The 23,173-nt window shown below is 66.9% G+C and carries 24 protein-coding genes; 6 read left to right on the top strand and 18 right to left on the bottom strand.

Annotation, left to right across the window (positions count from 1 at the left end):
- Window positions 1–168: 168 nt before the first annotated feature.
- Complete coding sequence (locus H8S61_RS13745; protein ID WP_186939370.1) at window positions 169–903, top strand: Crp/Fnr family transcriptional regulator; 735 nt, start codon at window positions 169–171, stop codon at window positions 901–903.
- A 163-nt stretch (window positions 904–1,066) separates the two neighbouring features.
- Here H8S61_RS13745 and H8S61_RS13740 read toward each other — a convergent pair whose 3' ends face one another.
- From H8S61_RS13740 to H8S61_RS17760, 10 genes are all read right to left on the bottom strand, one after another.
- Entirely contained in the window at window positions 1,067–1,447 is a 381-nt protein-coding gene (locus H8S61_RS13740) for a desulfoferrodoxin family protein (RefSeq protein WP_154334167.1), read from the bottom strand.
- Window positions 1,448–1,626: 179 nt separating this feature from the next.
- Complete coding sequence (lgt, locus tag H8S61_RS13735; protein WP_154334168.1) at window positions 1,627–2,460, bottom strand: prolipoprotein diacylglyceryl transferase; 834 nt, start codon at window positions 2,458–2,460, stop codon at window positions 1,627–1,629.
- Between the two features lie 96 nt (window positions 2,461–2,556).
- Window positions 2,557–2,775 carry a UDP-N-acetylmuramoylalanyl-D-glutamate--2,6-diaminopimelate ligase gene (locus tag H8S61_RS13730; RefSeq protein WP_154334169.1) on the bottom strand — a complete coding sequence of 73 codons (219 nt, stop codon included), beginning with the start codon at window positions 2,773–2,775 and terminating at the stop codon, window positions 2,557–2,559.
- 111 nt (window positions 2,776–2,886) lie between these two features.
- Entirely contained in the window at window positions 2,887–3,483 is a 597-nt protein-coding gene (gene pdxT, locus H8S61_RS13725; protein WP_186939369.1) for a pyridoxal 5'-phosphate synthase glutaminase subunit PdxT, read from the bottom strand.
- A gap of 99 nt (window positions 3,484–3,582) precedes the next feature.
- Window positions 3,583–4,473 (bottom strand): pyridoxal 5'-phosphate synthase lyase subunit PdxS, encoded by an 891-nt coding sequence (gene pdxS, locus H8S61_RS13720; RefSeq protein WP_160943048.1) that lies wholly within the window; start codon window positions 4,471–4,473, stop codon window positions 3,583–3,585.
- 136 nt (window positions 4,474–4,609) lie between these two features.
- Window positions 4,610–4,900, bottom strand: a complete 291-nt coding sequence (locus tag H8S61_RS13715; RefSeq protein WP_154334172.1) for a hypothetical protein — start codon at window positions 4,898–4,900, stop codon at window positions 4,610–4,612.
- A gap of 40 nt (window positions 4,901–4,940) precedes the next feature.
- Window positions 4,941–5,174, bottom strand: coding sequence for a NifU family protein (locus tag H8S61_RS13710; RefSeq protein ID WP_101721966.1), 234 nt, complete (start codon window positions 5,172–5,174; stop codon window positions 4,941–4,943).
- Window positions 5,175–5,233: 59 nt separating this feature from the next.
- Entirely contained in the window at window positions 5,234–6,724 is a 1,491-nt protein-coding gene (locus H8S61_RS13705) for an LCP family protein (RefSeq protein ID WP_160943049.1), read from the bottom strand.
- A 9-nt stretch (window positions 6,725–6,733) separates the two neighbouring features.
- Entirely contained in the window at window positions 6,734–8,023 is a 1,290-nt protein-coding gene (gene murA, locus H8S61_RS13700) for a UDP-N-acetylglucosamine 1-carboxyvinyltransferase (protein ID WP_186939368.1), read from the bottom strand.
- A gap of 186 nt (window positions 8,024–8,209) precedes the next feature.
- Window positions 8,210–9,679 (bottom strand): helix-turn-helix domain-containing protein, encoded by a 1,470-nt coding sequence (locus H8S61_RS17760; RefSeq protein ID WP_186939367.1) that lies wholly within the window; start codon window positions 9,677–9,679, stop codon window positions 8,210–8,212.
- Between the two features lie 435 nt (window positions 9,680–10,114).
- On the opposite strand from H8S61_RS17760, the gene H8S61_RS13690 reads away from it, so the two are divergent.
- The gene (locus tag H8S61_RS13690) at window positions 10,115–11,704 is read left to right on the top strand and encodes an FAD-dependent oxidoreductase (RefSeq protein ID WP_186939366.1); all 1,590 of its coding nucleotides are present in this window, start codon (window positions 10,115–10,117) and stop codon (window positions 11,702–11,704) included.
- A 115-nt stretch (window positions 11,705–11,819) separates the two neighbouring features.
- On the opposite strand, the gene tsf is transcribed toward H8S61_RS13690, so the two are convergent.
- From tsf to H8S61_RS13670, 4 genes are all read right to left on the bottom strand, one after another.
- Window positions 11,820–12,686 (bottom strand): translation elongation factor Ts, encoded by an 867-nt coding sequence (tsf, locus tag H8S61_RS13685; protein WP_101721963.1) that lies wholly within the window; start codon window positions 12,684–12,686, stop codon window positions 11,820–11,822.
- Between the two features lie 111 nt (window positions 12,687–12,797).
- Window positions 12,798–13,622 carry a 30S ribosomal protein S2 gene (gene rpsB / locus H8S61_RS13680; protein ID WP_114526942.1) on the bottom strand — a complete coding sequence of 275 codons (825 nt, stop codon included), beginning with the start codon at window positions 13,620–13,622 and terminating at the stop codon, window positions 12,798–12,800.
- 264 nt (window positions 13,623–13,886) lie between these two features.
- On the bottom strand, window positions 13,887–14,672 hold the full coding sequence (locus H8S61_RS13675; RefSeq protein ID WP_186939365.1) for a helix-turn-helix transcriptional regulator: 786 nt from the start codon (window positions 14,670–14,672) through the stop codon (window positions 13,887–13,889).
- Between the two features lie 107 nt (window positions 14,673–14,779).
- On the bottom strand, window positions 14,780–16,189 hold the full coding sequence (locus H8S61_RS13670) for an MFS transporter (RefSeq protein WP_186939364.1): 1,410 nt from the start codon (window positions 16,187–16,189) through the stop codon (window positions 14,780–14,782).
- A 704-nt stretch (window positions 16,190–16,893) separates the two neighbouring features.
- Between H8S61_RS13670 and H8S61_RS13665 the strand changes: the two genes are divergently transcribed.
- Both H8S61_RS13665 and H8S61_RS13660 read left to right on the top strand, forming a co-directional pair.
- A complete protein-coding gene (locus H8S61_RS13665) occupies window positions 16,894–17,274 on the top strand; it encodes a zinc ribbon domain-containing protein (protein ID WP_227100892.1) in 381 nt (126 codons plus the stop codon).
- The gene (locus H8S61_RS13660) at window positions 17,253–18,056 is read left to right on the top strand and encodes a protein kinase family protein (RefSeq protein ID WP_186939363.1); all 804 of its coding nucleotides are present in this window, start codon (window positions 17,253–17,255) and stop codon (window positions 18,054–18,056) included. The genes H8S61_RS13665 and H8S61_RS13660 overlap by 22 nt, the downstream gene beginning before the upstream one ends.
- 2 nt (window positions 18,057–18,058) lie before the next feature.
- Here H8S61_RS13660 and H8S61_RS13655 read toward each other — a convergent pair whose 3' ends face one another.
- Window positions 18,059–20,140, bottom strand: coding sequence for a heavy metal translocating P-type ATPase (locus H8S61_RS13655; protein ID WP_186939362.1), 2,082 nt, complete (start codon window positions 20,138–20,140; stop codon window positions 18,059–18,061).
- Between the two features lie 5 nt (window positions 20,141–20,145).
- Window positions 20,146–20,424, bottom strand: a complete 279-nt coding sequence (locus tag H8S61_RS13650; RefSeq protein WP_186939361.1) for a DUF6110 family protein — start codon at window positions 20,422–20,424, stop codon at window positions 20,146–20,148.
- A 146-nt stretch (window positions 20,425–20,570) separates the two neighbouring features.
- On the opposite strand from H8S61_RS13650, the gene H8S61_RS17840 reads away from it, so the two are divergent.
- Both H8S61_RS17840 and yihA read left to right on the top strand, forming a co-directional pair.
- Complete coding sequence (locus H8S61_RS17840) at window positions 20,571–20,651, top strand: DUF6219 family protein (protein WP_488174982.1); 81 nt, start codon at window positions 20,571–20,573, stop codon at window positions 20,649–20,651.
- A gap of 108 nt (window positions 20,652–20,759) precedes the next feature.
- On the top strand, window positions 20,760–21,341 hold the full coding sequence (gene yihA / locus H8S61_RS13645) for a ribosome biogenesis GTP-binding protein YihA/YsxC (RefSeq protein WP_035586065.1): 582 nt from the start codon (window positions 20,760–20,762) through the stop codon (window positions 21,339–21,341).
- A 71-nt stretch (window positions 21,342–21,412) separates the two neighbouring features.
- Here the strand turns inward: yihA and H8S61_RS13640 are convergent, their stop codons facing one another.
- On the bottom strand, window positions 21,413–22,534 hold the full coding sequence (locus tag H8S61_RS13640; RefSeq protein WP_186939360.1) for a coiled-coil domain-containing protein: 1,122 nt from the start codon (window positions 22,532–22,534) through the stop codon (window positions 21,413–21,415).
- 147 nt (window positions 22,535–22,681) lie between these two features.
- Window positions 22,682–23,158, bottom strand: a complete 477-nt coding sequence (rnhA, locus tag H8S61_RS13635) for a ribonuclease HI (protein ID WP_154334181.1) — start codon at window positions 23,156–23,158, stop codon at window positions 22,682–22,684.
- Between the last annotated feature and the right edge of the window lie 15 nt (window positions 23,159–23,173).

Below are 23,173 nucleotides of genomic sequence, written 5' to 3'. Positions count from 1 at the left end.
GTGCGCGCGGATGGTTATTCCCGACCGGCAATGTTCTGAGACAAGCATTCAACGAGACCGCGCTCCGACGCGCCGGCATCTTTCGATCCGGGCGCGGTTGTGGCACACTACCTCCTGAAAGAAACGCGCCCGACAAGGGGACGGGCCGCACCAAGCAAAGGGGGACCCATGAGGCTGAGAGGTCAGGAGGGACACAACGACGAGACGTCGATCCTGCTCACGTCGTCGCTGCACCGCAAGATGGATTTCGACCGGTACCTCGATCAGGGCACCGTGCTCAAGCTGTTCCGCGAGGAGGAGCACGACGCCACCTGCGAGGCGCCCGACGACCCCTACCTGTTCTACGTGCAGGCCGGGGCGATGGAGGTGGGCCTCAGCCGCGCCGACGGGCGCAAGCTGAGCTACTTCTACGTGCGCGGCGCCGGGGACGCGGCCATCGCGGGGCTGCCGGGCTATATGTCGCTCGGTTCGAGCCGGCTCACGTTCAGGGCGGTGCGCAACACCGTGCTCGTCAGCTTCACGCGCGCCCAGGTGCGCGCCCTCATGCACGCCGACGACGCGTTCTACGACGACGTGATGCACGCGCTGCACATGACGATGGCGCAGCTGGGTCACCGCCTGGACTCCGCGAACCAGCAGTCCACGAGCCGCCGCATGCTGCTGTGGCTGGAGAAGCTGTGCGAGGCGAACGCGCCCGACCCCGACGGCGTGTACCGCATCCCCTGCAACCTCATCGTCGACGAGATATCCGGGTTGCTGGAGATCCACTACGCCACGTGCAACAAGCTGCTGAAATCGCTCAAAGAGCAGGGCATCGCCTGCAAGACGAGAACGCACCTCGAGATTGCGAACCGCGGCGAGGTGCAGAGGCTGCTGCTCGAGGAGAACCCCGTCCTGTACTGACGGGGGGCGGCGCGACCCAGGGGCAGCGAGAAACAAGAACGGATGTTTCACGTGAAACATCCGTCGCAGACCGGCGGCGGAGCGGGCGAACCGCCTGGCCGCGAGACGAAAAAGCGCCCGCCCCGACGATCGGGACGGGCGCCTCGCGCTTCGAAGCGGCTGCCTACACCTCGGCGACCCAGAGGCCGTGGATGTTGCAGTACTCGTACACCTTGAGGGCCTCGTCGCCCTCGGCGATGGCGAAGTCGGCCACGGGGGCGTCCTCGGGCGTGAGCTCGACGATCTGGTAGCCGTTCTTCGTGACGAGGCAGATGAACGTGATGAAGTGCTCCGGGGTCATGGGGTGCAGCGTGCTGCCCACCTCGACGTGCACGTTCGCGCCGTCGACGCGCACGACGGGCACGTGCTTCTCCACCGCGGCATCGGTCGTGTTGGCGGTGAGCTCGGCCATCTGCTCGCCGCAGCACACCAGCGGAACGCCCGAGTCGAACGGCTTGATGGCGATGTTGCCGCAATGCATGCACTTGTAGAACTTGAGATCCATGGTAGGTCCCCCTTCGTCGTCTGGTGAAACTTGCAGTCAATCTGTTCTGTTGCCAGTTTAGCTTCGTCCGGCGTGCAAACCGTTACCGCAGGGGCGGTTGCCGCCGAACCGTAACCAAGCGCGCGCCCGCCCGCGTCGGAGGCCGGTTGGCACGAACACCGCTCGGTTCGCGTTAAATGTTACTCAGATTGTTGCATTTCGGGAAGACCCTCTTGGGGCTTTTTCACGACAAGCGCATAAACGAGCACGCCCACCCCCACGAGGATCAGCGGCACCGACAACAGCTGCCCCATCGTGAGCCAGCCGCCCCACAGGTAGCCCAGCTGCGCGTCGGGCTCGCGCACGAACTCGACGAGGAAGCGGAAGCATCCGTACATGATGAGGAACAGGCCGAGGAACGTGCCGCGCGGACGCGGCGGCGTGCGGCGCGACAGCAGGTACAGCACGGCGAAGATGACGATGCCCTCGAGGAACGCCTCGTAGAGCTGCGACGGGTGGCGCGGCATCGTGCCGGCGGCGCCGCCGAACACCACGCCCCAGGCCGCGTCGGTGGGCGCGCCCCACAGCTCGCCGTTGATGAAGTTCGCGCAGCGGCCGAACAGGAGGCCGAGCGGCGCGCCGATGCAGCCGAGGTCGGCCAGCGTGAGGTACGGGATGTGGGTGAATCTCGCCGCCACGATGCCCGCCAGCAGCGCGCCGATCAGGCCGCCGTGGAAGCTCATGCCGCCCTGGTTGAACGCGAGGATCAGCTCGGGGTGCTGGAAGTAGTACCCCTCGCCGTAGAACAGCACGTAGCCGAGCCGCCCGCCCACGATGACGCCGATGATGACGCAGAACATGATGGTGAGCAGCGAGTCCGCGTCCACGCGCACGCGCCAGCGGCGCGCGACGCGCCAGATGACGAGGCCGGCGAAGACGAAGCCCAGCACGTAGGCGACGCCGTACCAGCGCACGACGAACGGCCCGAACGAGAACAAGATGGGATCGATGGATTGGTAGATGTCGTTGAGCATGTCGTTCCTTCATCGCTCGCGCCGGGCGCGGGCCTCTGATCGTAGTTCGAGCCGCACAGAAAACGGTTCCGCCTGCCTGAGCCGACGGAACCGCGTTTATTCGAGACCCATGCCGGCGCCCACTTCGAGCGCGGCGAACCGCACCTCCTCGCGCAGCTGCGGCGGGATGGGCTGCATGCTGGACACGGTGGCGTCGCAGTGCGGGCAGCGCAGCGTGAACAGCGCCAGATCGGCGCGCACCACCATCATGGACTCGTAGCGACACACGTCCAAACCGACCGCTCCGCATGCGGGACAGGTCACGCCTTTGCTCATCGGTTCACGCTCCTCTCGCTTCGTCGTCCGCCTGCCGTTTCCCTCATTGTAGCAGAACTTCCCAGACGGATATCCACGATTGGAAAGCGCTCCGTCAACGCGGACGGCCCCTCACGACCCCACGACGCGCTCGAGGAAAAACGCGTGCACGCGGTCGTCGTCGGTGAGTTCCGGATGGAACGCGACGGCCAGCGCGCGGCCCTCGCGCACGGCCAGGGGCTCGCCGTCCTCGGCCGTGCTGAGCACCTCCACGCCCGGCCCCCAGTCGGCGAAGCGCGGGGCGCGGATGAACACGCCCTTCACCGGCCCGCCCTCGATGCCCGCCCACGGCACCGTCGTCTCGAACGAGTCGATCTGCCGCCCGTAGGCGTTGCGGCGGATGCGCACGTCCATGAGGGCGAGCGGCTCCTGGTCGGGGCGCGCGCCCTCGATGTCGCGCGCCATGAGGATGGCACCGGCGCACGTGCCGAACACGGCCATGCCGTCCGCATGTGCGGCGCGCAGCGGCCCGTACAGGCCATGGATGGCCAGCAGCTTCGCGATAGCCGTGGACTCGCCGCCCGGGATCACGAGCCCGTCGAGCCCGTCGAGTTCGTCGGGCCAGCGCACGAGGCGCGTGTCGGCCCCCAGCCCGTCGAGCATCCGCCGGTGCTCCCGGAAAGCGCCCTGGAGGGCCAGGACGCCGATCGTCTTTCTCACAGGTTCCATGTGTGCACCTCGCAGGTTGGCGTAGTAAGTCAGCGAGGGGCGCCGAGGCGCCCCGCAGCGTCGAGCGGTTTCGGTGGCCGTCAGGCCATCGAAACGCCCTTACCAGCCTCGGGAGGCCATGAGCTCGTTGTCGGGGATGTCCGAGATCTCGATGCCCACCATGGCCTCGCCCAGGTTGCGCGAGACGCGCGCGATGGCGTCGGGGTCGTCGTAGTTCGTGGTGGCCTCCACGATGGCGCGGGCGCGCTTCGCCGGGTCGCCCGACTTGAAGATGCCGCTGCCCACGAACACGCCGTCGCAGCCCAGCTGCATCATGAGCGCCGCGTCGGCGGGCGTGGCGATGCCGCCGGCGGAGAAGTTCACCACGGGCAGGCATCCGTGCTCGGCCACCCACTTCACCAGCTCGTAGGGTGCCTGCAGGTCCTTCGCGGCCGTGAACAGCTGCTCGTCGCGCAGCCCCTTGATGCGGGCGATGTCGGTGGTGACGGTGCGCATGTGGCGCACGGCCTCCACCACGTTGCCCGTGCCCGGCTCGCCCTTCGTGCGGATCATGGCCGCCCCCTCGGCGATGCGGCGCAGGGCCTCGCCCAGGTTGCGGGCGCCGCACACGAACGGCACGTCGAAGTCCCACTTGTTCACGTGGTACTCGTCGTCGGCCGGCGTGAGCACCTCGCTCTCGTCGATGAAGTCCACGCCGAGGCTCTGCAGCACCTGCGCCTCCACGAAATGCCCGATGCGGCACTTCGCCATGACGGGGATGGACACGGCCTCCACGATGCCCTCGATCATGGTGGGGTCGCTCATGCGAGCCACGCCGCCGTGCGCGCGGATGTCGGCGGGGACGCGCTCGAGCGCCATGACGGCCACCGCGCCCGCGTCCTCGGCGATCTTCGCCTGCTCGGGGTTCACGACGTCCATGATGACGCCGCCCTTCATCATCTCCGCGAACCCGGTCTTCACCTTCAGCGTGCCGTGCGCCTGCTCTGCCATCGTCTCCCTTTCGTCGGTGATCTCGTGTCGTGCTTGGGGTAGCGCGCGGCCGCGCAGATGCCCTGCACGGCCGCGTTTGCGATGCGATTGACGCGCGAGCCCCGCGGGGCCGCGCGCTTTGACCCGGTTCGCTCGGCTAGAGCAAGAACCGGTTCGGGTTGCCCTGGCGCGTGACCTCGCCGGTACGCTCGGCCACGTCGGGACCGTGCTCCAGGAAGTGCTCGCAGAAGCGGCACACCTCCTTGACGGCCGCGTCGTAATCGCGCTCGGGATTCAGCAGCTTGTTGAAATCCTGGCATACCACGTGCGTCGAGCGCGTGCATGCGGCGAAACGGCAGTCGCAGGGGCACGGCTCGCCCGGGATGTTGTGCGGACAGCGCGACATCATCTCCTCGTCGCATCCGCGACGTTCCCAACACTGCGCCATATCCGCCTCCTTCCCCGCTCTCGTCTGAATCAGGTCCGGCTTACAGGTCGGCCGGGACGACCTTCGTCACGCCGGGGACGCGCTCCTTGAGGATGCGCTCCACGCCGTTGGCCAGCGTCATCTGGGACATGGGGCAGCCCTTGCAGGCACCCTGCAGCTCCACCGACACCACGCCGTCCTCGCTCACGTCGACGAGGCGCACGTCGCCGCCGTCGGCCTGCAGGCTGGGGCGGATGAGCTCGAGCACTGCCGCCACATCGTTCTTATCTACCATGACAAAGCTCCTTCGTTGAACTTGAACATCTTGCTATCAGGTGCCGATTCTACCACAGTCTAGGACGTGGGCTTCCAATCCTTGCCGAGAACCACCAACACGTCGGTGTCGAACGTGTAGAAGCCCGATCCGGCCACCGTGCGGCCGATGCCGAGCGACGCCACCACGGTTTCCGCCGCCGCCTCGAACGCGTCGTCGTTGTACACGACGAGCGTCTCGTTGTAGGCGTACGTGTCCATGTTGCCCGTCTCGGTCACGTCGAAGCCGAAGCCCTTGAGCGTGTCCGCCATCTGGGCCGCGCCGCCCGTGATCTCGGCGCCGTTGCGCACGGTGATGGTGAAGCTGCCCGGGTCGACCTGGGGCGTCGCCTGCTCCGTCACGGGCTCGGCGCCGGCTTCCACGAGCTTCATCATGCTCTTCCAGGAGTCGGACGACGCCGCGTACGTGGTCACGTCGTCGCGCGTGGTCTCGTAGCCGGGCACGAGCGCACCGTACACCGTGGAGGCGTCCATGCCGCGCAGCGCATCGGCGATGGACAGCGCGGCCGTCGCCGACAGGTCGGTCTGGAAGGCGCCGCCCACGTTGTCGAGCGTGGTGAGGAAGCCGAGCGACCCGTCGCCCAACAGGCGCAGCGACAGCGCGGTGAGGAACGCGCGCTGGTTCGCGGCCTGGGACTCGAGGCCGTCCGTGAAGTTGCTGGCGCGCAGGAACGTGAGCGCCTTCGCGCCGTCGAGCGTCTGCGTGCCCGGCTGCAGGTAGGCGTCTCCGGCGTTCGGGTCGTCCACCTCCTCGGCCACGTTCACCTCGATGCCGCCGAGGGCGTCCACGAGACGCACGATGGATTCGGCGTCGATCTTCACGTAGTGGGCCACGTCCACGCCGGCGAAGTCGGCCACGGCCGACACGAGCGCGGCGTCGCCCTCCTGCGTCTGGGCCTCGCGCAGCGGATGCGTCTTGCCGTCCTTGAGCGACACCTGCAGCGTGGGCGGGATCGACACGACGGTCACCGTGCGGGACGCTTCGTCGACGCGCACGAGCGCCACGGCGTCGGGGCCGTCCACGGCGTTCGCCGATCCGGGCGCGTCCAGGTCGGCGGCCACCACCGTGTAGAAGGCCGTCGCGTCGGCCTTCGGCGCGACGAGCGCCGAGGAGGCGTCGGAGTCCTTGAGCGCGAGCTTCGCGTCGAGCGACCCGAAGAACGTGGCCACGCCCACGGCGGCGGCGATGCACACCACCACGAGCAGGCAGACCGCGATCGCGAGGATGCGGCGCACGCGCGCCTTGCGCTGTATCTCCTGGGTGAACTCGCGGCGGCTGACGCGGCGAGCGTACTGCGACGAGCTCTCGCCCGACGCGGTGGTGGGCAGGATGGTGTCCACGACGCCGCGCGCCGCCCGCTTCTGCTTGCGAGGGCTGGAGAATCCCACCGATTCGCCGTTCATATGGCGCGACGAGCGCGGCACGTGAGTGCCGACCGTCGCCGACTTCATGCGGTGGGACGTGAGTTTCGAGCGGGCCTGCGTGAAGCCCTGCTTGCGTTTGTTGACCATGGGCGCTCGCTACTGCGACGACCGGGCTTGCTCGGCGTTCGCGCGCACCACGTCGGCGCCGAGGGCGCGCAGCTTGCCCACGTAGTCCTCGTAGCCGCGGTCGATATGGCCGATGTTGTGGACGCGCGTCTCGCCCTCCCCCACGATGCCGGCCAGCACGAGGGCCGCGCCGGCGCGCAGGTCGGTGGACGACACGTCGGCGCCCTGCAGCTCCTTCACGCCGCGCACGAGGGCGTGATGGTCCTCGATGGCGATGTCGGCGCCCATGCGCATGAGCTCGCTGGCGAACATGAAGCGGTTCTCGAACACGTTCTCCGTGATGACGGACATGCCGTCGGCGAACGCGGCCAGCAGCATGAACTGCGCCTGCAGGTCGGTGGGGAACCCGGGGTGCGGCAGCGTCTGGAGGTCGATGGGCTCGAGCGGGCGCGTGCGGCCCACGGTGATCCAGTCGTCGCCCGTCTCCACGTCGCAGCCCATGGCGCGGAACTTCATGAGCGCCACGCGCAGATACGACGGGTCGATGCCGTGCACGGTCACGGGGCCGCCCGTCAGCGCGCCGCCGGCCAGGAAGGTGCCGGCCTCGATGCGGTCGCCCACCGTGGTGTGCTCGCAGGGGTGCATCGAGGCGAGCGGCACGCCCTCCACCTCGATGATGTCCGAGCCGGCACCCGTCACGCGCGCGCCCATGGACGCGAGCATGTTCGCGAGGTCCACGATCTCGGGCTCGCGCGCGGCGTTCTCGATGACCGTGGAGCCCTCGGCCGCCACGGCGGCCATGAGCAGGTTCTCCGTCGCGCCCACGCTGGGGAAGTCGAGCACGACGTGCGAGCCGTGCAGGCCGTTCGGCGTGGTGGCCTCGAGGAAGCCGTGGTCGATGGAGAACTCCACGCCGATGGCCTCGAGGCCCACGAGGTGCATGTCGATCTTGCGCGCGCCGATCTGGCAGCCGCCCGGCATGGCCACGCGGGCGCGTCCGAAGCGGCCGACGAGCGGGCCGAGCACCGAGATGCTCGCGCGCATCTTCGACACCAGCTCGTAGGGCGTCTCGTGCTTGTCGACGGCGGAGGTGTCCACCGTCAGTGTGTGGCCGTCGCGCTCCACCCGCGCGCCCAGGCAGCGCAGCACGTCGGACATGATGCTGATGTCCGAGATGAGCGGGACGTTGTGGATGACGGTTTCGCCCTGCCCCAGCAGGGCGGCGGCGATCAGCTTGAGCGCCGAGTTCTTCGCGCCCGCCACGGCGACGTCGCCGGCGAGCGTGTTGTTGCCTTGTACGATGATGATCTCTTCAGCCATGGAAGCATCCTCCGCGCCCGACGCGATGGGTCCGGGCGTTCTCTCGTCTATAGACACGCACCGCGGTGGATGCGCCCGATTCGTCATCCCTCCATTATAGGAACCGGGAGCCTGCCCGCCCACCCTCATCACAACGAAAGCAGAACGGCTGATGAAGGGCGGGTGCCGGAACAGCCGGAACAGCCGTCACGCCGTCGCGTCGATGAGGTCGATCACTTCCTGGCGCGAATGAACGTCCAGCTTTTTATACACCGTCGCCGTATGGGTATGAACCGTGCTCGGGGAGATGTACAGCACCTCGGACGTTTTCCGCATGCTGTACCCGAGCGATACGCAGAACAGTATCTCCTTCTCGCGCTGCGTCAAGCCGAAGCGCTCCCCGACGCGATCGCACGCTTCGCCCCTCTTCGCCCCGCGATCGGGGCTTTGGCGACTGGGCGAGAACACGATTTTGGCGACGCTGCCGTTGACGAACATGACGCACACGAGCACGAGGCACAGGATCAGGCAGAACCCGAGGAGCAGCGCGTAGCCGACGGCGTACTCGCCAATGAAGGCGAGCGCATCCGGGGCGTACTGCGACAGAAACACCCGGACGGCGTTGATGATGAGGGACGGGACGAACAGCGGGACGAGGTAGCACACGCCGAAAACCGGGAAAGGGTCCAGATCTTCCTGATAGACGATGACCATGAATATGACGAAGAACATGATCTTCGTCATGCGGCGGAAGAGGTACATGACGTCGAAGCAGAAATTCGTCTGCACGGCCAAAACGAACACCGCCATGAAGAAGCTCAGGAACATGAGGGCCAGAAATCCGAGGCAGACATGCCAGAACAACCTGCTTTTGAAGAAGGGCGTCTCTCCCGATTGAACGGCCGCGAGGGCGAGCAGCAGGACCAAGATCAACGGCAATACGTACGTCAAAGGCGATTCGCTCGTTATCACGCGATACCCGGGAACGAAAATCTCGACGTACGAGATCAAGTTGATGGCCAGAACGAACAGCGACAAGGGAACCAGCCAAGCCTTGCGGTCGGCATGCCCCGCGTCCGCCCCGTCGATATCCTTTTCAAGAGGGGCGCCGCCGAAGTCCCTCCTCGTCCTGATGTAGGCGAGGTAGCATGCGCCCGACAATCCCAAACTGGCGATGGGCAGCACCGTCCGGTACTCGCTGTTGTTGAGGTTGCTGGGAGACGCGACGTAGGCAAGCGCCATCGCCGCAAGCACGAGCACGACGACGGCGTTCAAGCTGCGGGAGAACGCCAGCGCGCGGATCTCGTCCACCCACGAGAAGAACACGACGACGAAGCTTGCCGCGAACGTCACCAGGCAGACCATGCACAGGACGATCGAGAGCGCTTCTCCCAGATACCCGAAAAACGATTGCACGAGGAGGAGGCTCGCCGAGCCGGCCACGCCGAACGCCGGTACCGTCCAACGCCCTCGAAAAGAGCGGACGAAACCCTTCCCGACGGTCGACGCGAGCACCGTCAAGCCGACGAGGACCGTAAGGAAAAAGCAATACGCGAGAACTCCGTCGAGGTAGCCCAACGCGCTGAAGTACGATTCTTTGAAGAACCCTTTGGCCACGTACATCCACGCGAACAGGAAACCGAGGATCAGAAGGACGCCGGAACCCCATCCGGGCACAGGACCGGCGGCACCTCCCTCAGGAGCACCGTCCGAACCGGGCGATCGTCGTCCTGCCGATTGCTCGAAAACGCTTCCCCGCTCCCCCGCAGGCTGTCGCGACACCGTTCCATCCCCCATTCGAACCCCCCTTATCGTTCGAATCGCGCGTTCGCATCTTACCATGGTCGCGCGGGCGCGCACCTGAGACGACCCGAAGGACTGGCAGCCCTCGCCGCGCAAGACGTAACGATCACCAGGCCTTATTCATAACTCGACAGTTTTTGTCGAGCAAAACCGACAGAAAGCGTCGAGATGACGAGGGCCGTTTCGCCCCTCGTTGTCGATGACCGGCGCGACGGCCCTCGATACCATGGGAAACGCCTCGACGGGATCGAGACGAGCCCGGCGAGGAGAAGGTACCGGCAAAGCACCACGATTACTAAGGGGAGCATCATGGATCATCTCAATGGCAAGCAGGGCGGAGCGCTCAGCCGACGCACGTTTCTCGCGGGAGCGGGAACGGTGGCGGGCATGGCGGCGCTCGCAGGCATCGCAGGCTGCGCCCCTTCGGCGCCCTCCGGGGGAAAGGCCGAAGACGGCAAACCGAGCGGTTCCTACGCGTTCGCGAAAAAGCAAGCGGACGTCGCCGACGGCGAGCAGCTTTCAACCGACGTGCTGGTCGTCGGGGGCGGCGGAGCGGGCCTGTGCGCCGCGTTGAGCGCCGCCGAGAACGGCGCCCAGGTCATACTGGCGGAAAAGCTCAGCCAGCTCGGAGGGGCGACGATGCTTTCAGGAGGGGCCATCCCCGTCGTGGGAACGAGGCAGCAGGTCGAGGCCGGGGTGCAGGACAGCACGTTCGCGATGGCCACCGACATCCTTCGACCCACGAACTACACGGTCCGCCCCGATCTCGTGCACACCGTAGCCGAGAACGCCAAGGATCTGATCGAATGGACGGAGCGGATGGGCGTCGTGTGGAACCTCGACGAACGAGGACGCTTCGGGCAGACGGCTCGTCGCATGCACATCGCGGAAGGCACCGGCGAGGGGCTCGTAGCCAAGCTCATCGAGCACATGGGAGCGCAGGACGCGATCACGCAGATGCTCTCCTTCGAAATCGAGGGCCTCGTGCTGGACGACTCCGACGCCGTTGCCGGCGCTTACGGAACGCACGACGGGAAAGCGTGCACGATCACCGCCAAGAACGTCGTGCTCGCCACCAGCGGGTTCGCCAACAATCCCGACATGATCGCGCGCTACTGCCCCGAAACCGCGGAAGCCGTCAAAGTCGTGGCAATGGGCGCGACGGGAGAAGGCATCGAATGGGCGGAGGAGCTGGGCGTTGAGCTGCAGTGCATGGGCGCCTATCAGGGACACGCGTTTCGCGGGGTGGACAGCAACACGACCGCCGGCCATCAAGCGCTCGCGACCAACGGCGCGATCATCGTCAATTCCAACGGAGAGCGATTCGTGAACGAGTACGGAGGCTATTCCGACCTCTCCCCCCACGTCCTCGCCCAACCTGGACATATCGGATACCTCTGCTTCACGGACGCGCAGGCGGAGAAGAGCAAGGAGTTCCCCGAGCGGCAAGCGGCAGGTTTCGTGGTTACGGGGGCAACCGCACCCGAGCTTGCCGACGCGCTTGGAATCGAGCCGGCAGCCCTCGAGAGGACGTTCGAAGCGTACCGGCAGGGTATCGAGAAGGGCGAGGACGACTTCAACCGCTCGAGGCTTCCCGAAAGCTTCGACGGCCCCTATCACGCGATGAAGATCACCGGCGAGATACGCCACACGCAGGGCGGCATGCCGACCGACGTCGCGGGTCACGTCGTGCGCCCCGACGAATCCCTGATACCGGGCCTGTACGCGGCAGGCGGCTGCACCGAAGGCTTCTCCTGTCGCGCGGGATCGGTGTACTCGAGCGGCAACGGCTTGATACAGGCGCTCCTCTTCGGCATGATCGCAGGCAGGAACGCCGCGCTCGAGGAAAAAGGGAGCGCGCAGGTTGCCGTCTGGGAAGCCCCGAGCACCGTCGGGTAGATCCATCGGCTTGCGAGAATCCAGCCGCTCGTCAAGCCTTCCCGCGCTGCACCGCAAAAAAAGACCCGGGGCCGAGGCTCCGGGTCTTTTTGCGTGCGCGGTATGCGGAGAAGGCTTACGCCTCTTCGCCGAGCACGAAGCGCTTGAAGTCGACGATCTTGATCTCGCCGCCGAGGTTCTTGGCGACCTCAGCCGCGTACTCGCTGACGGACTGGTCCGGGTTCTTCACGAAGGGCTGCTCGGTCAGCGTGCTCTCCTTGAAGAACTTCTCCAGGCGGCCGGTGGCCATCTTCTCCTGGATGGCCTCGGGCTTGCCGGACTCGGCGGCCTGCGCCATGTAGATGGCCTTCTCGTGCTCGACGATGGCCGGGTCGACGGACTCGCGCGTCGCGGCGACCGGAGCCGCAGCGGCGACCTGCATGGCCACGTCGCGGCCGAACTGCTTGAAGCCGTCGGACGCGGGGTCGATGCCCTCGACGTCGAACTGCACGAGCACGCCGATCTTGCCGCCGCCGTGGATGTAGGACGACACGGCGCCGCCCTCCACCACCGCGAAGCGGGCGAGCTGGATGTTCTCGCCCAGCGTGTGGATGGCGTCGGTCACCACGGCCTCGACCGTCTCGCCTGCGGCGTCGGCGGCCTTGAGGGCCTCGAGGTCGGCCGGCTTGGAGGCCAGGGCGGCCTGGGCGATCTTCTCGGCGTAGGCCTTGAACTTGTCGTTCATGCCCACGAAGTCGGTCTCGCAGTTGAGCTCGACGACGGCGCCGGACGTGGCGTCGTCGGAGACGATGGCCATGACGGTGCCCTCGTTGGTGGCGCGGCCGGCCTTCTTGGCGACGGCGGCGAGACCGCGCGTGCGCAGCACGTCGACGGCCTGGTCGATGTTGCCGTCGGCCTCGACGAGCGCCTTCTTGCACTCCATCATGCCAGCGCCGGTCATCTCACGGAGTTCCTTGACCATGGAAGCGGTAACAGCAGCCACGTTGATCCTTTCTCTCACGATGCCGCGGCCTTGGGACGCGGCGGGGTGTCAAGCGCCGCCGCGCTGGGTGAGCGGGGCGGCGCGTTCAGTGCGGTAGATGCGCGAAGCAGCTTATTCGGCGGCAGGCGCAGCGGCCTCGACGGCGGCCTCGGCGACGGCTTCGACGGCAACCTCGGCGGCAGCGGTCTCGACGGCGGCCTCGGCGACGGCTTCGGCAGCCTCGGCGGGCGCAGCCATGTCGGCAGCGGTCACCGGCACGCCCACGCCGGCGATGACGGCGTCGGCGATGAAGTCGGCCAGCAGGCGGACCGAGCGGATGGCGTCGTCGTTGGCGGGGATGCCGAAATCGACGTCGTCCGGATCGCAGTTCGTATCGAGCGTGCCCACCACGGGGATGTCGAGACGACGGGACTCATGGATGGCGATGGCCTCGCGGTTCGTGTCGATCACGAACACGGCGTCGGGCGTGCGCTTCATGTTGCGGATGCCGTTGAGGTTCGTCTGCAGCTTGGACAGCTCCTTGTGCAGCAGGATCTGCTCCTTCTTGGGCAGCACGGCCATGCGGCCGTCGGCCTCCATGGCCTCCAGCTCCTCCATGCGGTTCACGCGAGAGCGGATGGTCACGAAGTTGGTCAGCATGCCGCCGAGCCAGCGAGCGTTCACGTAGGGCATGCCGCACTTGTTGGCAGCGTCGGCGACGGCCTCCTGGGCCTGCTTCTTCGTGCCCACGAACAGCACGGTGCCGCCCTTCTTGGCCAGCTCGGACACGAACGTGTACGCCTGGTCGAGGCCCACGAGCGTCTGCTTGAGGTCGATGATGTAGATGTCCCCGCGGCTGCCGAAGATGTACGGCTTCATCTTGGGGTTCCAACGGCGCGTCTGATGGCCGAAGTGGCTGCCCGCATCGAGCAGCGAAGTAATGCTGACTTTCGTCATGACTCTCTCCATTCGTTAGTCCTCTGCTTGCGGTCATCCCCGAGATCCGCAGCCTTTTTCAGTTGGCCACTAGCGGATCGGGTCGCGCAAGCATGCGTATTTAGAAACTGCAGAAGTATACCACGCCCCCGAGCGTTTGCAAGCGGAAAGCGCAAAAGGACGCAGTTGTGCGCGGTTGCCCACAACTGCGAGCGGATACGGCGAATTCGCGGCCGGCCGACGGCGGCGCCCACGTTCAAGCCGAAGACGAGCTGTGCAACGAGATCAGGCGTCAGTACGACGCCCTCGAAGGAGGGATTGGATCGTGAAATCGGGGGCGCCGTTGTAGAAGGACACGTCGACGCGGCGATCCATCATGACGGAGTGGACGAGCAGAGCGGCCGCAGCGGCGAAGCAAGCGCACAGCGCCAACGGCACGAACGAGAACATCTGAATCGATTGGAGCATGCCGGGCATGAACATGCCCAAGACGAGCAGCGCGACACCGCCGCCGACGCCGAACAGCTTCCGACGGCGCGCTTCCGCCTTCTCCTCCGGCGTGTAGCAGTCCTCGACCACCGGGTGCTCCTTGCGAAACGCCGCATGGCTGCGATACGCCGGAACGAAAAAGCACAGGCCGAGTGCGATCCCTACGAGGTGGACGACGATGTTCGCCGAAACCGTCGTGCTGTTGTAACCGCCGCCCGTCACGAACATCGCCACCCCGAAGCTCATGACGATCACCGCCACGCCCGCAGCGACATCCCACGCACGGCGGCGCATGTGCTCGTCGTAACCGTCCTTATCGACAGGCATGGCTGCGGAGGCTGGCTCGGCCTCCACGATCGCCTCGTTCGCCGTCGCGCAGTCGGTTAAGTCGCCCCGCACGAGGTCGTCGAGCGAGCACTCGAACAGGTCGCACAGCTTGATGAGCTTGTCCATCTCGGGGTAGCTTTTCTCGGCTTCCCACTTCGCCACAGACTGACGGCTCACGCCGAGCAGCGTCGCAAGCTGCGCCTGGCTCAAATCGCGCGTTCCGCGCAGATGCTGGAGGTTGTCTCGGAAGCTCATAGGATTCTCCTCTCGCTTGCCTTCTCTCTACAGCATGCACCGAAACCGCGGTTCCCTCAACCAACTTTCGGATGCTTTTCACGGTTTTTCTCGACAACCGGAAGTTGTCACCGCTGCTTACCGGCCGATTTGCGCATGGCGCGGGCGTAGAAGAACGCGACGAGCAGCCCCGCCGCCGCGATGACGACGGCTATCGAGAGGGTGTGCTCGAACGCCGCAGCGTACGCCGACGCCTTCGCCGCGCCCGCCGCCGTGTCCCTGAGCACGTCGGCCGAGAGCACGCCGACGAACAGCGACGAGCCGATGGCCGAGGCGATCTGCACGGCCGTGGAGTTGATGGACGCGCCGGCGGAGTACGTCGCGGGCGGCAGCGTGCCGAGCGCCGCGGTCTTGGACGGCGCCACCACGAACCCGGCGCCCGCGTACACGGCCGCCGACGACAGGACGATCAGGATGGCGATCATGCTCTCTGCCGAGAAGAACGCCGCCGCCTGCCCGACAAGCACAAGCACGAGGCCCGCCGGTATGAGCGGCCACGCGCCGTGCCTGTCGAACACCCGGCCGCCCAGGAACGTGAACGCCGCGTTGACCAGCACGGGGCCCAACAGCAGCAGGCCCGCGAAGAACGCCGTGTACCCCAGCGCCCCCTCGTAGTACAGCGGCAGCAGGATGCTCATGGAGAACGACGTCAGCATGCCCACCATGACGAGCAGGATGCCCACGGCGAACCGCAGGTGGACGAGGGGGTGCAGGTCGAGCAGCGGGCTCTCCAACGCGAACTGCCGCCAGGCGAACAGGGCGAGCAGCACCGCGCCGACCGCGAGCGCCGCGAGGGAGGGAGCGAGATCGCGCGTGACCTCGCCCAAGCCGTACAGGAACGCGGCCAACCCGAGCGGCCCGAGCATCACGCTGAGCGCGTCGATGGGAACGCGCTTCGTCGAAGGGCCGCCGTGGATGCGGAAGAAGCCGACCGCGAGCAGCGCGACGGACATGGCGAGCGATACGACGAACATGGCGCGCCAGCCGAACTGCGTGAGCGCGAATCCCGAGGCCGTCGGGCTGATGGCAAGGCCCACGGCGATGACGCCGCTGTTCAGCGCGAGGCGCGTGCCGCGCACCGCGGCCGGCGAGTTCGTCATGATGACGCTCGTCACCGACGGGAAGAACAGGCCCGTGCCCACCGCCTGCACGAGGCGGCTGGCGAACAGCATCGGGAAGTCCTGCGAGAGCAGCGCGCACGCGCTGCCGAGCGCGAGCGCCCCCGCGCCGACGAAGAACACGCGCCTCAGCCCGAGGCGCCTCAGCATGAACGCCGACAGCATGATGGCCGTCGCCGCGACCACCATGTACCCCACGATCACCCAGTTCGCGATGGAGAGCGTGACGCCGAAGTGCTCCGCCAGCTCGGGCAGGGCGACGTTCATCATGCTCTGGCCGAACGAGGCCGTGAACGAGCACGCCAGCAGCACGGGCAGCATGCTCGCCACGCTTCCGCTTCGCTTATTCGCGTTGCCCATCCGACCGCCCTTCCTCGTCCGTTTCCTCGTTGCGCCCGACGCGGCGCGGCGACGGACGCTTCAAGTGTAGCGGCGGGAAAGGCCGGCCCCGGAAGCGTTCCGAACACGCAACGCTCCGGTCATACAGCCGAAGGTCTGCCGTTCAACCACCATTGACGGGTATCTGGCTGCATACCAAGCGGCTCCTACGGGTACGCTCTAGCTTGGTGAAGAGGCTTGCGGACGGGTTGCCCCGAAGCAGAGCACACTGATCAACGGGTGAACGACGGTTCACGTCAATAGTGGCGCGGCACGCGAATCGTCGAGTTCTAACCAATTTTTTCGTTTTGCGTTCGTTTAGGGGTGCGTGTTGTCCCGTTTAGGGGACATGCTGACCCGCAGCGATCGAACACGAATCACGCGACCTGCGGAAACGTAAAAACCACTTTCGAGGATCGGCATCCAAGGACGCTTCGAAGCGCCAAATCGCGCGCAAAACGAAAGAATTGGTTAACAAGGGCGAATTCGCATGCCCGGCTGTCATTGACGGATACCTGGTTGCATTGAGAGCTGGAGCTTGGGGGACGGGCTTGGGGCAAGCGAAGCGGTGCCCCTTGGTTTTTTCCGGGAGTCGGCGGCGGAAGCGGCGGAGCCCGATCGCATCCGGTATCCTGGGGCGCAGCTACCCACCTGATCGAAAGGACCACCCGATGGGGCTCTTCTCCATGAGCGGTCGCAAAAAGCACCGCACCAACCAAGGCAGCGGCTACTATCAACCGCAAGGATTCATGGGCAAGCTCGGCGGCTTCGTGGGCTCGTTCAGCAGCTCGGACCGCAAGCGCTACGGCCACGGCTACCCCCAGCAGAACGCGCAGCCCATCCCCGGCCAGGCGCAGGCCGCGCCCCAAGCGCAGGCGCAGGCTCCGCGTGCCGCCTCGGCCGCAGGCTCGCTTTCCTGCCCGAAGTGCAGCGCGCAGGTGCCGGCGGGCTCCAAGTTCTGCCTCGAATGCGGCGAGAAGCTGGGCGGCGGGTTCTGCGCGCAGTGCGGCGCGACGCTGCCTCCCAGCGCGAAGTTCTGCCCCGAATGCGGCACGCCGCGCGGCTAGCGCGCTTCGCCACCGCGGCCGGCGACCGCAGGCTCGTCGGCCGCACGTTCGGCGCATGGCGGCTCGACGCCGTGCTGGGCCAGGGCCGGTTCGGCACGTGCTTTCGCGCCTCGCGCGCAAGCGGCGAGCCCCGCAGCGCGGCCCTCAAGCTGATCAAACCCGAGCAGGGGTCCCTCGACCGCGACGCCCTCTGGAACGAGGCGAAGGCGCTGTCGCTGTGCGCGCACCCCGCCGTCCCCCGCTGGCTCGGCATCGTGCGCGAGCGCGACGACGCGCGCGACCGCGGGCGCTGCTTCATGGCGCAAAGCCTCATGCCCGGCACCTCCCTCGACCGCCTGCTGTTCCGGCAACGGCGATCGTTCGACCAAGCGGCGATCGCCTCCATCGGCCGCCAGGTCATCGACGCGCTCGCGCACCTGGAGGGCCACGGCGTGACGCACGGCGACGTGCGGCCGGCGAACCTGCTGATCGACGCCGAGGGAACGGTGTCGCTCGTCGACTTCGGGCTGGCCGGCTTCTTCGACCGGAACGCGGCGAGCCCGGCCGCGACCGCATCCGATCGCGCCGGGCTCGCCGACGTGCTGCTGTTCCTGCTGTACGCGAGCCCCGCCGCAGTGCGCAGCAGGCGGCACGCGAAGCTTCCCTGGTTCGACGACCTCGACCTCCCGGCCGCCCAGCGCTCCCTGCTGCTCGACCTGTTCTCGGACGAGCCCGCGCTGCACGGCTTCGCGTCGATCGGCGATGCCTTCGAGGAGGCGTTTGCAGCGCCGCCGACGGCCTGACGCTAGGCGCGGTACGTCCCGCCGTTCCTCACGCTGAGCGCCACCGTGGACGCGTTGTGCAGCAGCGACGAGGTCTGCGGCGTGATGAGGCCGCCGATGCCCGCCGCCAGCAGCGCCGAGTTGATGGCGATGACCTCCTTGAACGATGCGTTCAGGCGCGCGGTCAGCCCCGCGCTCAGCGTCCGCAGCGTCACGAGCGCGCTCAGGTGCCCTCCCGTCAGCGTGATGTCGGCCACCTCCTTCGCCACGGCGGTGCCCTGCCCCATGGCGATGCCCACGTCGGCCAGCGAGAGCGCCGGGGCGTCGTTCACGCCGTCGCCCACCATGACCACCTTGCTCCCCTCCGCCTTCAGCCGCTCCACGAAGGCGTACTTGTCCTCGGGCAGCAGGTTGGCGCGGTACTCCGTCACGCCGGCGGCGTCCGCGATGCGCGCCGCCGTGCGCTCGCCGTCGCCCGTGAGCATGACGACGCGCTTGAACCCGAGCATCCGCAGGTCGGCGATGGCCTCGCGCACCCCGGCCTTCAGCGGGTCCTCGATGCCGATGACGCCGATCAGCTCGCCGTCCACCGCCAGGTACAGCGGCGACAGCCCCTCCGTTCCGTCGGCCACGCGGCGCTTCTGCTCCTCGGTGAGGGACACGCCTTCGTCCTCCACGACGAAATGCTCCGAGCCGATGACCACGCGCTTGCCGTCGAGCGACGACGCGATGCCGTGCGCCACGAGGTACTCCACGTCGGCGTGGCGCTCGCGGTGCCGAAGGTTCTTCTCCGCGGCCGCGCGCACCACGGCGCGGGCCACCGGGTGCGGGAAATGCTCCTCCAGGCAAGCGGCCAGCCGCAGCACCTCGCGACGGTTCCACCCGTCGAGCGCCAGCACGCAGGCCACGTTGGGCGTGGCCTCGGTCAACGTCCCGGTCTTGTCGAACACGATGGTGTCGGCCGCCGCCATGGCCTCGAAGTGCTTCGAGCCCTTCACGGTGAAGCCCGCCTGCGCGCTTTGGCTCATGGCCGCCAGCACGGCGATGGAGCCGGTGAGCTTGAGGGCGCAGGAGTAGTCCACCATGAGCGCCGCCGACGTCTTCACGAGGCTGCGCGTGGTGAGCGCCACGGCGCCCGCCAGCAGGAAGTTCCAGGGCACGATGCGGTCGGCCAGCTGCTCCATGCGCGACTGGGTTTCCGATTTGAAGGATTCCGCCTGCTCCACGAGCGCCACGATGGAGCGCAGCTTCGTCTCGCCCGCGTCCGCCGTCACGCGCACGATGATCTCGCCGTCCTCGACCGCGGTGCCCGAGAACACGTTGTCGCCCACGCCGCGCTCGACCGCCAGCGGCTCGCCGGTGAGGGCGGCCTGGTTCACCATGGCCGTGCCGCGCACCACCTCGCCATCGACGCACACGGGCATGCCGGTGCGCACGGCGATGCAGTCGCCCGGCTTGAGGTCCGACGCCGCCACCTGGATCTCCTGGTCGCCCTCGACGAGCTGCGCGGTTTCCGGGAGGTCGAGCAACGCGTTCACGAGCGCTCCCTCCGACCGCGAGCGCGTGTACTCCTCCAGCGTCTCGCCCAGGTTCAGCAGCAGCATCGTCTCGCCCGCCGTGCGCGGGTCGCGCTTGACGAACGACATGCCGATGGCGGCAGCGTCCAGCACGGGCACGTCGAGCCGCGCCCGCCCGAGCGAGCGGACCGCCGCCGCCAGGAAGCCGCGGTAGCGCCAGGCGGTGACGAGGGCCGCGACGGGCTTCGGCAGGAACCACCGGCGCGCGAAGTACGACCCCACGAGCACCGCGATGTCCATGAGCAGCGACTGGGTGCGTGGCGCCAGTTCGAGCCCGCAGCTCGAACGGGCTTCGGCGATGGCCTCGGCGTCGATGGCGTCCAGGTGATCGAGCACCCGCTGCCGCGCGCCGTCCGCCGCACGGTAGCGCACGGCGATGCTGCCGATGCGAGGGTAGACGTTCGCGCGCTCCACCGCCGGGCACGCGCCCAGCACGCGGTAGAGCGCGTCGAGATCGTCGGCGGGCACGGGACCGACCAGCCGCACGCGCATGCGGCCGGGAACCTCGCTCGCGATGACGTAGTCCATCGCGTCTACTTCGCCGGCTGGTCGTCGGCCTCGACGGCGGGCTCGGCAGGGCGCTCCCCGTCCTTGCCGGCGACGCTGATGTAGGTGGCCTCGGCCACGATATCGTCGACCTCGGCCTTCGCCTGCTCCACGATGTTCTCGTACGTCGCCTTCGCGCGCAGCCCCTGCGCGACGCCCTGCACGTAGCATTTCTTGGCGGTGTTGCTGGTCAGCGCCTTCACGCCCACCGTGCCCAGCAGAAAGCCCGCGCCCACCAGCAGCCCGCTCTTCTTCTTGAATCCCATCGCTTCGCCTCTCTCTCGTTGGTTCCCCATCCGCGCGCTTCGATTTGAAGTTGCACGAATCTAACTTATCAAGGATAATGCGGTTGTCGGATAAAGTCAATCATGGTTAACTAGTATCGTCGACATCGAAGCGAAGGAGGTCGGACATGAAGCAGCATCGATTCTGGGCATGGGCGAGCCTCGCCTGCATGGCGCTGGCGCTGTACACGGGACGCAAGCGCGTCTGACGCATCCCGTGGGGAATGCGAGGGGGTTGCCGGGTTCCGCCCGCATCCCCGGCGCGGTTCGGGTACCATGAGGAGCATGACGAACAGCACGGCCGCAAGGAGCGTCCCATGAACATCAACAACGTGGTATTCGAGCGATCATTCGGCGTATCGTCTCAGCTCACGCCTTCGACCATGCCCGAGATCGCGTTTGCGGGACGCTCGAACGTGGGCAAGTCGTCGCTGCTGAACAAGCTGTTCAACCGCAAAGGGCTGGCGAAGGTGTCGCAGACGCCGGGCAAGACGGCCACCATCAACTTCTTCTCCTGCGACGGCGTGCGCTTCGTCGACCTGCCGGGCTACGGCTACGCGAAGGTGTCGAAGTCGGACAAGAGCCGCTGGTCGGAGCTCATCGAGGGCTACTTCAACCAGGATCGCGACCTCGCGCTCGTGGTGTCGCTCGTGGACATCCGCCACGAGGCGTCCGACCTCGACGTGAACATGATCGGCTTTTTGCAGGAGGCCGAGCTGCCGTTCGCCGTGGTGCTGACGAAGGCCGACAAGCTCAGCCGCCAGCAGCAGATGAAGCAGAAGGCCGCCCTGAAGAAGCAGCTGAAGCTGGGGGCCGACGTGCCGCTCGTGGTGTGCTCGTCGGAGAAGGGCACCGGCATCGACGAGCTGCGCTCGCTCATCAAGAACAGCGCGCGGTAAACGCCGCGCCCCACGCACCCAAAAAGAAGACGGCCCCGCGGGGCCGTCTTCTTTTTGGGTGAACGATGGGGTTACGGGCGGACGATGATCATATCGCCCTGCACCGGACCGATGCTAACAGGTTGACCATACCAGGGAGCATGGATCATCTGGCCGTTGCCGATATAGATGCCACAGTGATCCCAGCTAGTTGCGATATCTCCCGGTTGGGGATCGCTCACCTGCGAGAAGCCCATGTACGTATTCGTGGTTCCCCAGCGAGAGAAGCTACCGGTTACAGCATAGCCAACAAGACCAGAGCAGTCGAACGCATTGGGTCCAACCCCGCCCCAATCATACGGCAGCCCGATGCAACCGTATGCGCGATCGACGATGGCGTTGCCGGTCACCGGGTTGTACGTGGGTCCGGACGGGGTGCTCGGGGCGGGCGAAGGCGAAGGCGAGGGTGAGGGATCGTTGCTCGGAGTATTGCTGCTCGGCGTATCGACGTTCTCCTGCGCTTGGCGCGCAGATGCCTCCACCACCGACTGGGCCTGGGCTTCCTCGGCGGCGGTCTGCGCGGCGCGTTCCTGCTCCAGCAGCTCGGCGGCCTCGGCGCTCAAGCCGTCGTAGGTGGCTTGCATGGCAGACATCGTGGAGGCCGCTTCCTGCTTGGAGCGCAGGGCCTCGTCGGCCTTCTCGGTGGCGACGCGCTGCTGCTCGGCGTAGGTGGCTTCCTGCTCCTGCACCTCGGCGCGCAGGTCCTTCGTCTGCTGCACGAGGTCGGCGTCGTTCTCGTTGAGGGTGTTGAGCATGTCCCAACCCGTCGAGAACTCCTGGAACGTGGTGGCGCCCAACAGCAAGTCGAGGAACGAGCTGCCGCCCGTGCGGTACATGCTGCGCGCGCGGGAGCCCAGGCGATCCTGCAAATCGGCGATCTGGCCGTTGGCCTCGTCGATGCGCACCTGCGCCTCGTCGCGCTTGCCCTCGGCCTCCTGCTGCGCCGCCAACGCCTCGTCGTAGACGATGGCCGCCTGGTTGAGCGTGCTCTGCATGCTGTTGAGCGACGCGAGCGCAGCCTGCGCTTCAGCCTGCTTCTCGCTTGCCGACGGATCGGCGTACGCCAACGAGGGGATCATGAGGGTCGCTGCGAGGGCCGCTGCCACCACTCCCGCGAACACGCCCTTGCGGGCGCGCGTTGCTTGCTGTTGCATGTGGGAACCTCCACCTGCGCTTAGATGCTTGTATACACTGCGAGCCAGTGTACCAGATCGTGCGGTACGCCTACGAAACGGGTTGGAAATCAAACAGGAACATCATACGAACCGCAGGTGGGCAGCACGGTCGCTTCCACCCCTCAACTAACCGTTGAACCCTTCGTCGCGAATGCGCCCCGCCCCGTCGGCCGCGGTCGTGGCCAGCTCGTCGCAGCGCTCGTTCTCGGGATGGCCCGCATGCCCCTTCACCCACACGAACGTCACGTCGTGGGGCTTCTTGGCGGCCAGCAGGCGCTTCCACAGATCGTCGTTCTTCACGGGCTGCTTCTGCGCGTTCTTCCACCCGCGCTTGAGCCAGCCGTCCACCCAGTGCTGGTTGAACGCGTTCACCACGTACTGTGAGTCGGAGTACAGCGTGATGGAGCACGGGCGCTTGAGCACCTCGAGGCCCGCCACCACGGCCATGAGCTCCATGCGGTTGTTCGTGGTGTGCTCGTAGCCCTGCGACAGCTCCTTCTCGTGGACGACGCCCTTCGAATCGGTGAAGCGCAGCACCGTGCCGTAGCCTCCCGGCCCCGGGTTCCCCCGTGCCGCACCGTCGGTGTATATGTCTACGTGCATGAGAAGCGCCTTTCG

This window comes from Eggerthella hominis (genome assembly GCF_014287365.1).
GTDB lineage: Bacteria > Actinomycetota > Coriobacteriia > Coriobacteriales > Eggerthellaceae > Eggerthella > Eggerthella guodeyinii.
Note: the sequence above shows the minus strand (reverse complement) of the source record. Positions and strands in the feature narration are given on the sequence as shown.

Excerpts from the sequence above, each read along its gene's own strand:
- H8S61_RS13745 (WP_186939370.1), top strand. The coding sequence starts at position 169 with ATGAGGCTGAGAGGTCAGGAGGGACACAACGACGAGACGTCGATCCTG.
- H8S61_RS13665 (WP_227100892.1), top strand. The coding sequence starts at position 16,894 with ATGAGCGGTCGCAAAAAGCACCGCACCAACCAAGGCAGCGGCTACTAT.
- H8S61_RS13710 (WP_101721966.1), bottom strand. The coding sequence starts at position 5,174 with ATGGTAGATAAGAACGATGTGGCGGCAGTGCTCGAGCTCATCCGCCCC.
- pdxS (WP_160943048.1), bottom strand. The coding sequence starts at position 4,473 with ATGGCAGAGCAGGCGCACGGCACGCTGAAGGTGAAGACCGGGTTCGCG.
- H8S61_RS13640 (WP_186939360.1), bottom strand. The coding sequence starts at position 22,534 with ATGCAACAGCAAGCAACGCGCGCCCGCAAGGGCGTGTTCGCGGGAGTG.
- lgt (WP_154334168.1), bottom strand. The coding sequence starts at position 2,460 with ATGCTCAACGACATCTACCAATCCATCGATCCCATCTTGTTCTCGTTC.
- H8S61_RS13730 (WP_154334169.1), bottom strand. The coding sequence starts at position 2,775 with ATGAGCAAAGGCGTGACCTGTCCCGCATGCGGAGCGGTCGGTTTGGAC.
- H8S61_RS13670 (WP_186939364.1), bottom strand. The coding sequence starts at position 16,189 with ATGGGCAACGCGAATAAGCGAAGCGGAAGCGTGGCGAGCATGCTGCCC.
- H8S61_RS13655 (WP_186939362.1), bottom strand. The coding sequence starts at position 20,140 with ATGGACTACGTCATCGCGAGCGAGGTTCCCGGCCGCATGCGCGTGCGG.
- murA (WP_186939368.1), bottom strand. The coding sequence starts at position 8,023 with ATGGCTGAAGAGATCATCATCGTACAAGGCAACAACACGCTCGCCGGC.
- pdxT (WP_186939369.1), bottom strand. The coding sequence starts at position 3,483 with ATGGAACCTGTGAGAAAGACGATCGGCGTCCTGGCCCTCCAGGGCGCT.
- H8S61_RS13705 (WP_160943049.1), bottom strand. The coding sequence starts at position 6,724 with ATGGTCAACAAACGCAAGCAGGGCTTCACGCAGGCCCGCTCGAAACTC.
- H8S61_RS13660 (WP_186939363.1), top strand. The coding sequence starts at position 17,253 with ATGCGGCACGCCGCGCGGCTAGCGCGCTTCGCCACCGCGGCCGGCGAC.
- H8S61_RS13740 (WP_154334167.1), bottom strand. The coding sequence starts at position 1,447 with ATGGATCTCAAGTTCTACAAGTGCATGCATTGCGGCAACATCGCCATC.
- H8S61_RS13650 (WP_186939361.1), bottom strand. The coding sequence starts at position 20,424 with ATGGGATTCAAGAAGAAGAGCGGGCTGCTGGTGGGCGCGGGCTTTCTG.
- H8S61_RS13675 (WP_186939365.1), bottom strand. The coding sequence starts at position 14,672 with ATGAGCTTCCGAGACAACCTCCAGCATCTGCGCGGAACGCGCGATTTG.
- H8S61_RS13715 (WP_154334172.1), bottom strand. The coding sequence starts at position 4,900 with ATGGCGCAGTGTTGGGAACGTCGCGGATGCGACGAGGAGATGATGTCG.
- rpsB (WP_114526942.1), bottom strand. The coding sequence starts at position 13,622 with ATGACGAAAGTCAGCATTACTTCGCTGCTCGATGCGGGCAGCCACTTC.
- rnhA (WP_154334181.1), bottom strand. The coding sequence starts at position 23,158 with ATGCACGTAGACATATACACCGACGGTGCGGCACGGGGGAACCCGGGG.
- H8S61_RS17840 (WP_488174982.1), top strand. The coding sequence starts at position 20,571 with ATGAAGCAGCATCGATTCTGGGCATGGGCGAGCCTCGCCTGCATGGCG.
- H8S61_RS13690 (WP_186939366.1), top strand. The coding sequence starts at position 10,115 with ATGGATCATCTCAATGGCAAGCAGGGCGGAGCGCTCAGCCGACGCACG.
- yihA (WP_035586065.1), top strand. The coding sequence starts at position 20,760 with ATGAACATCAACAACGTGGTATTCGAGCGATCATTCGGCGTATCGTCT.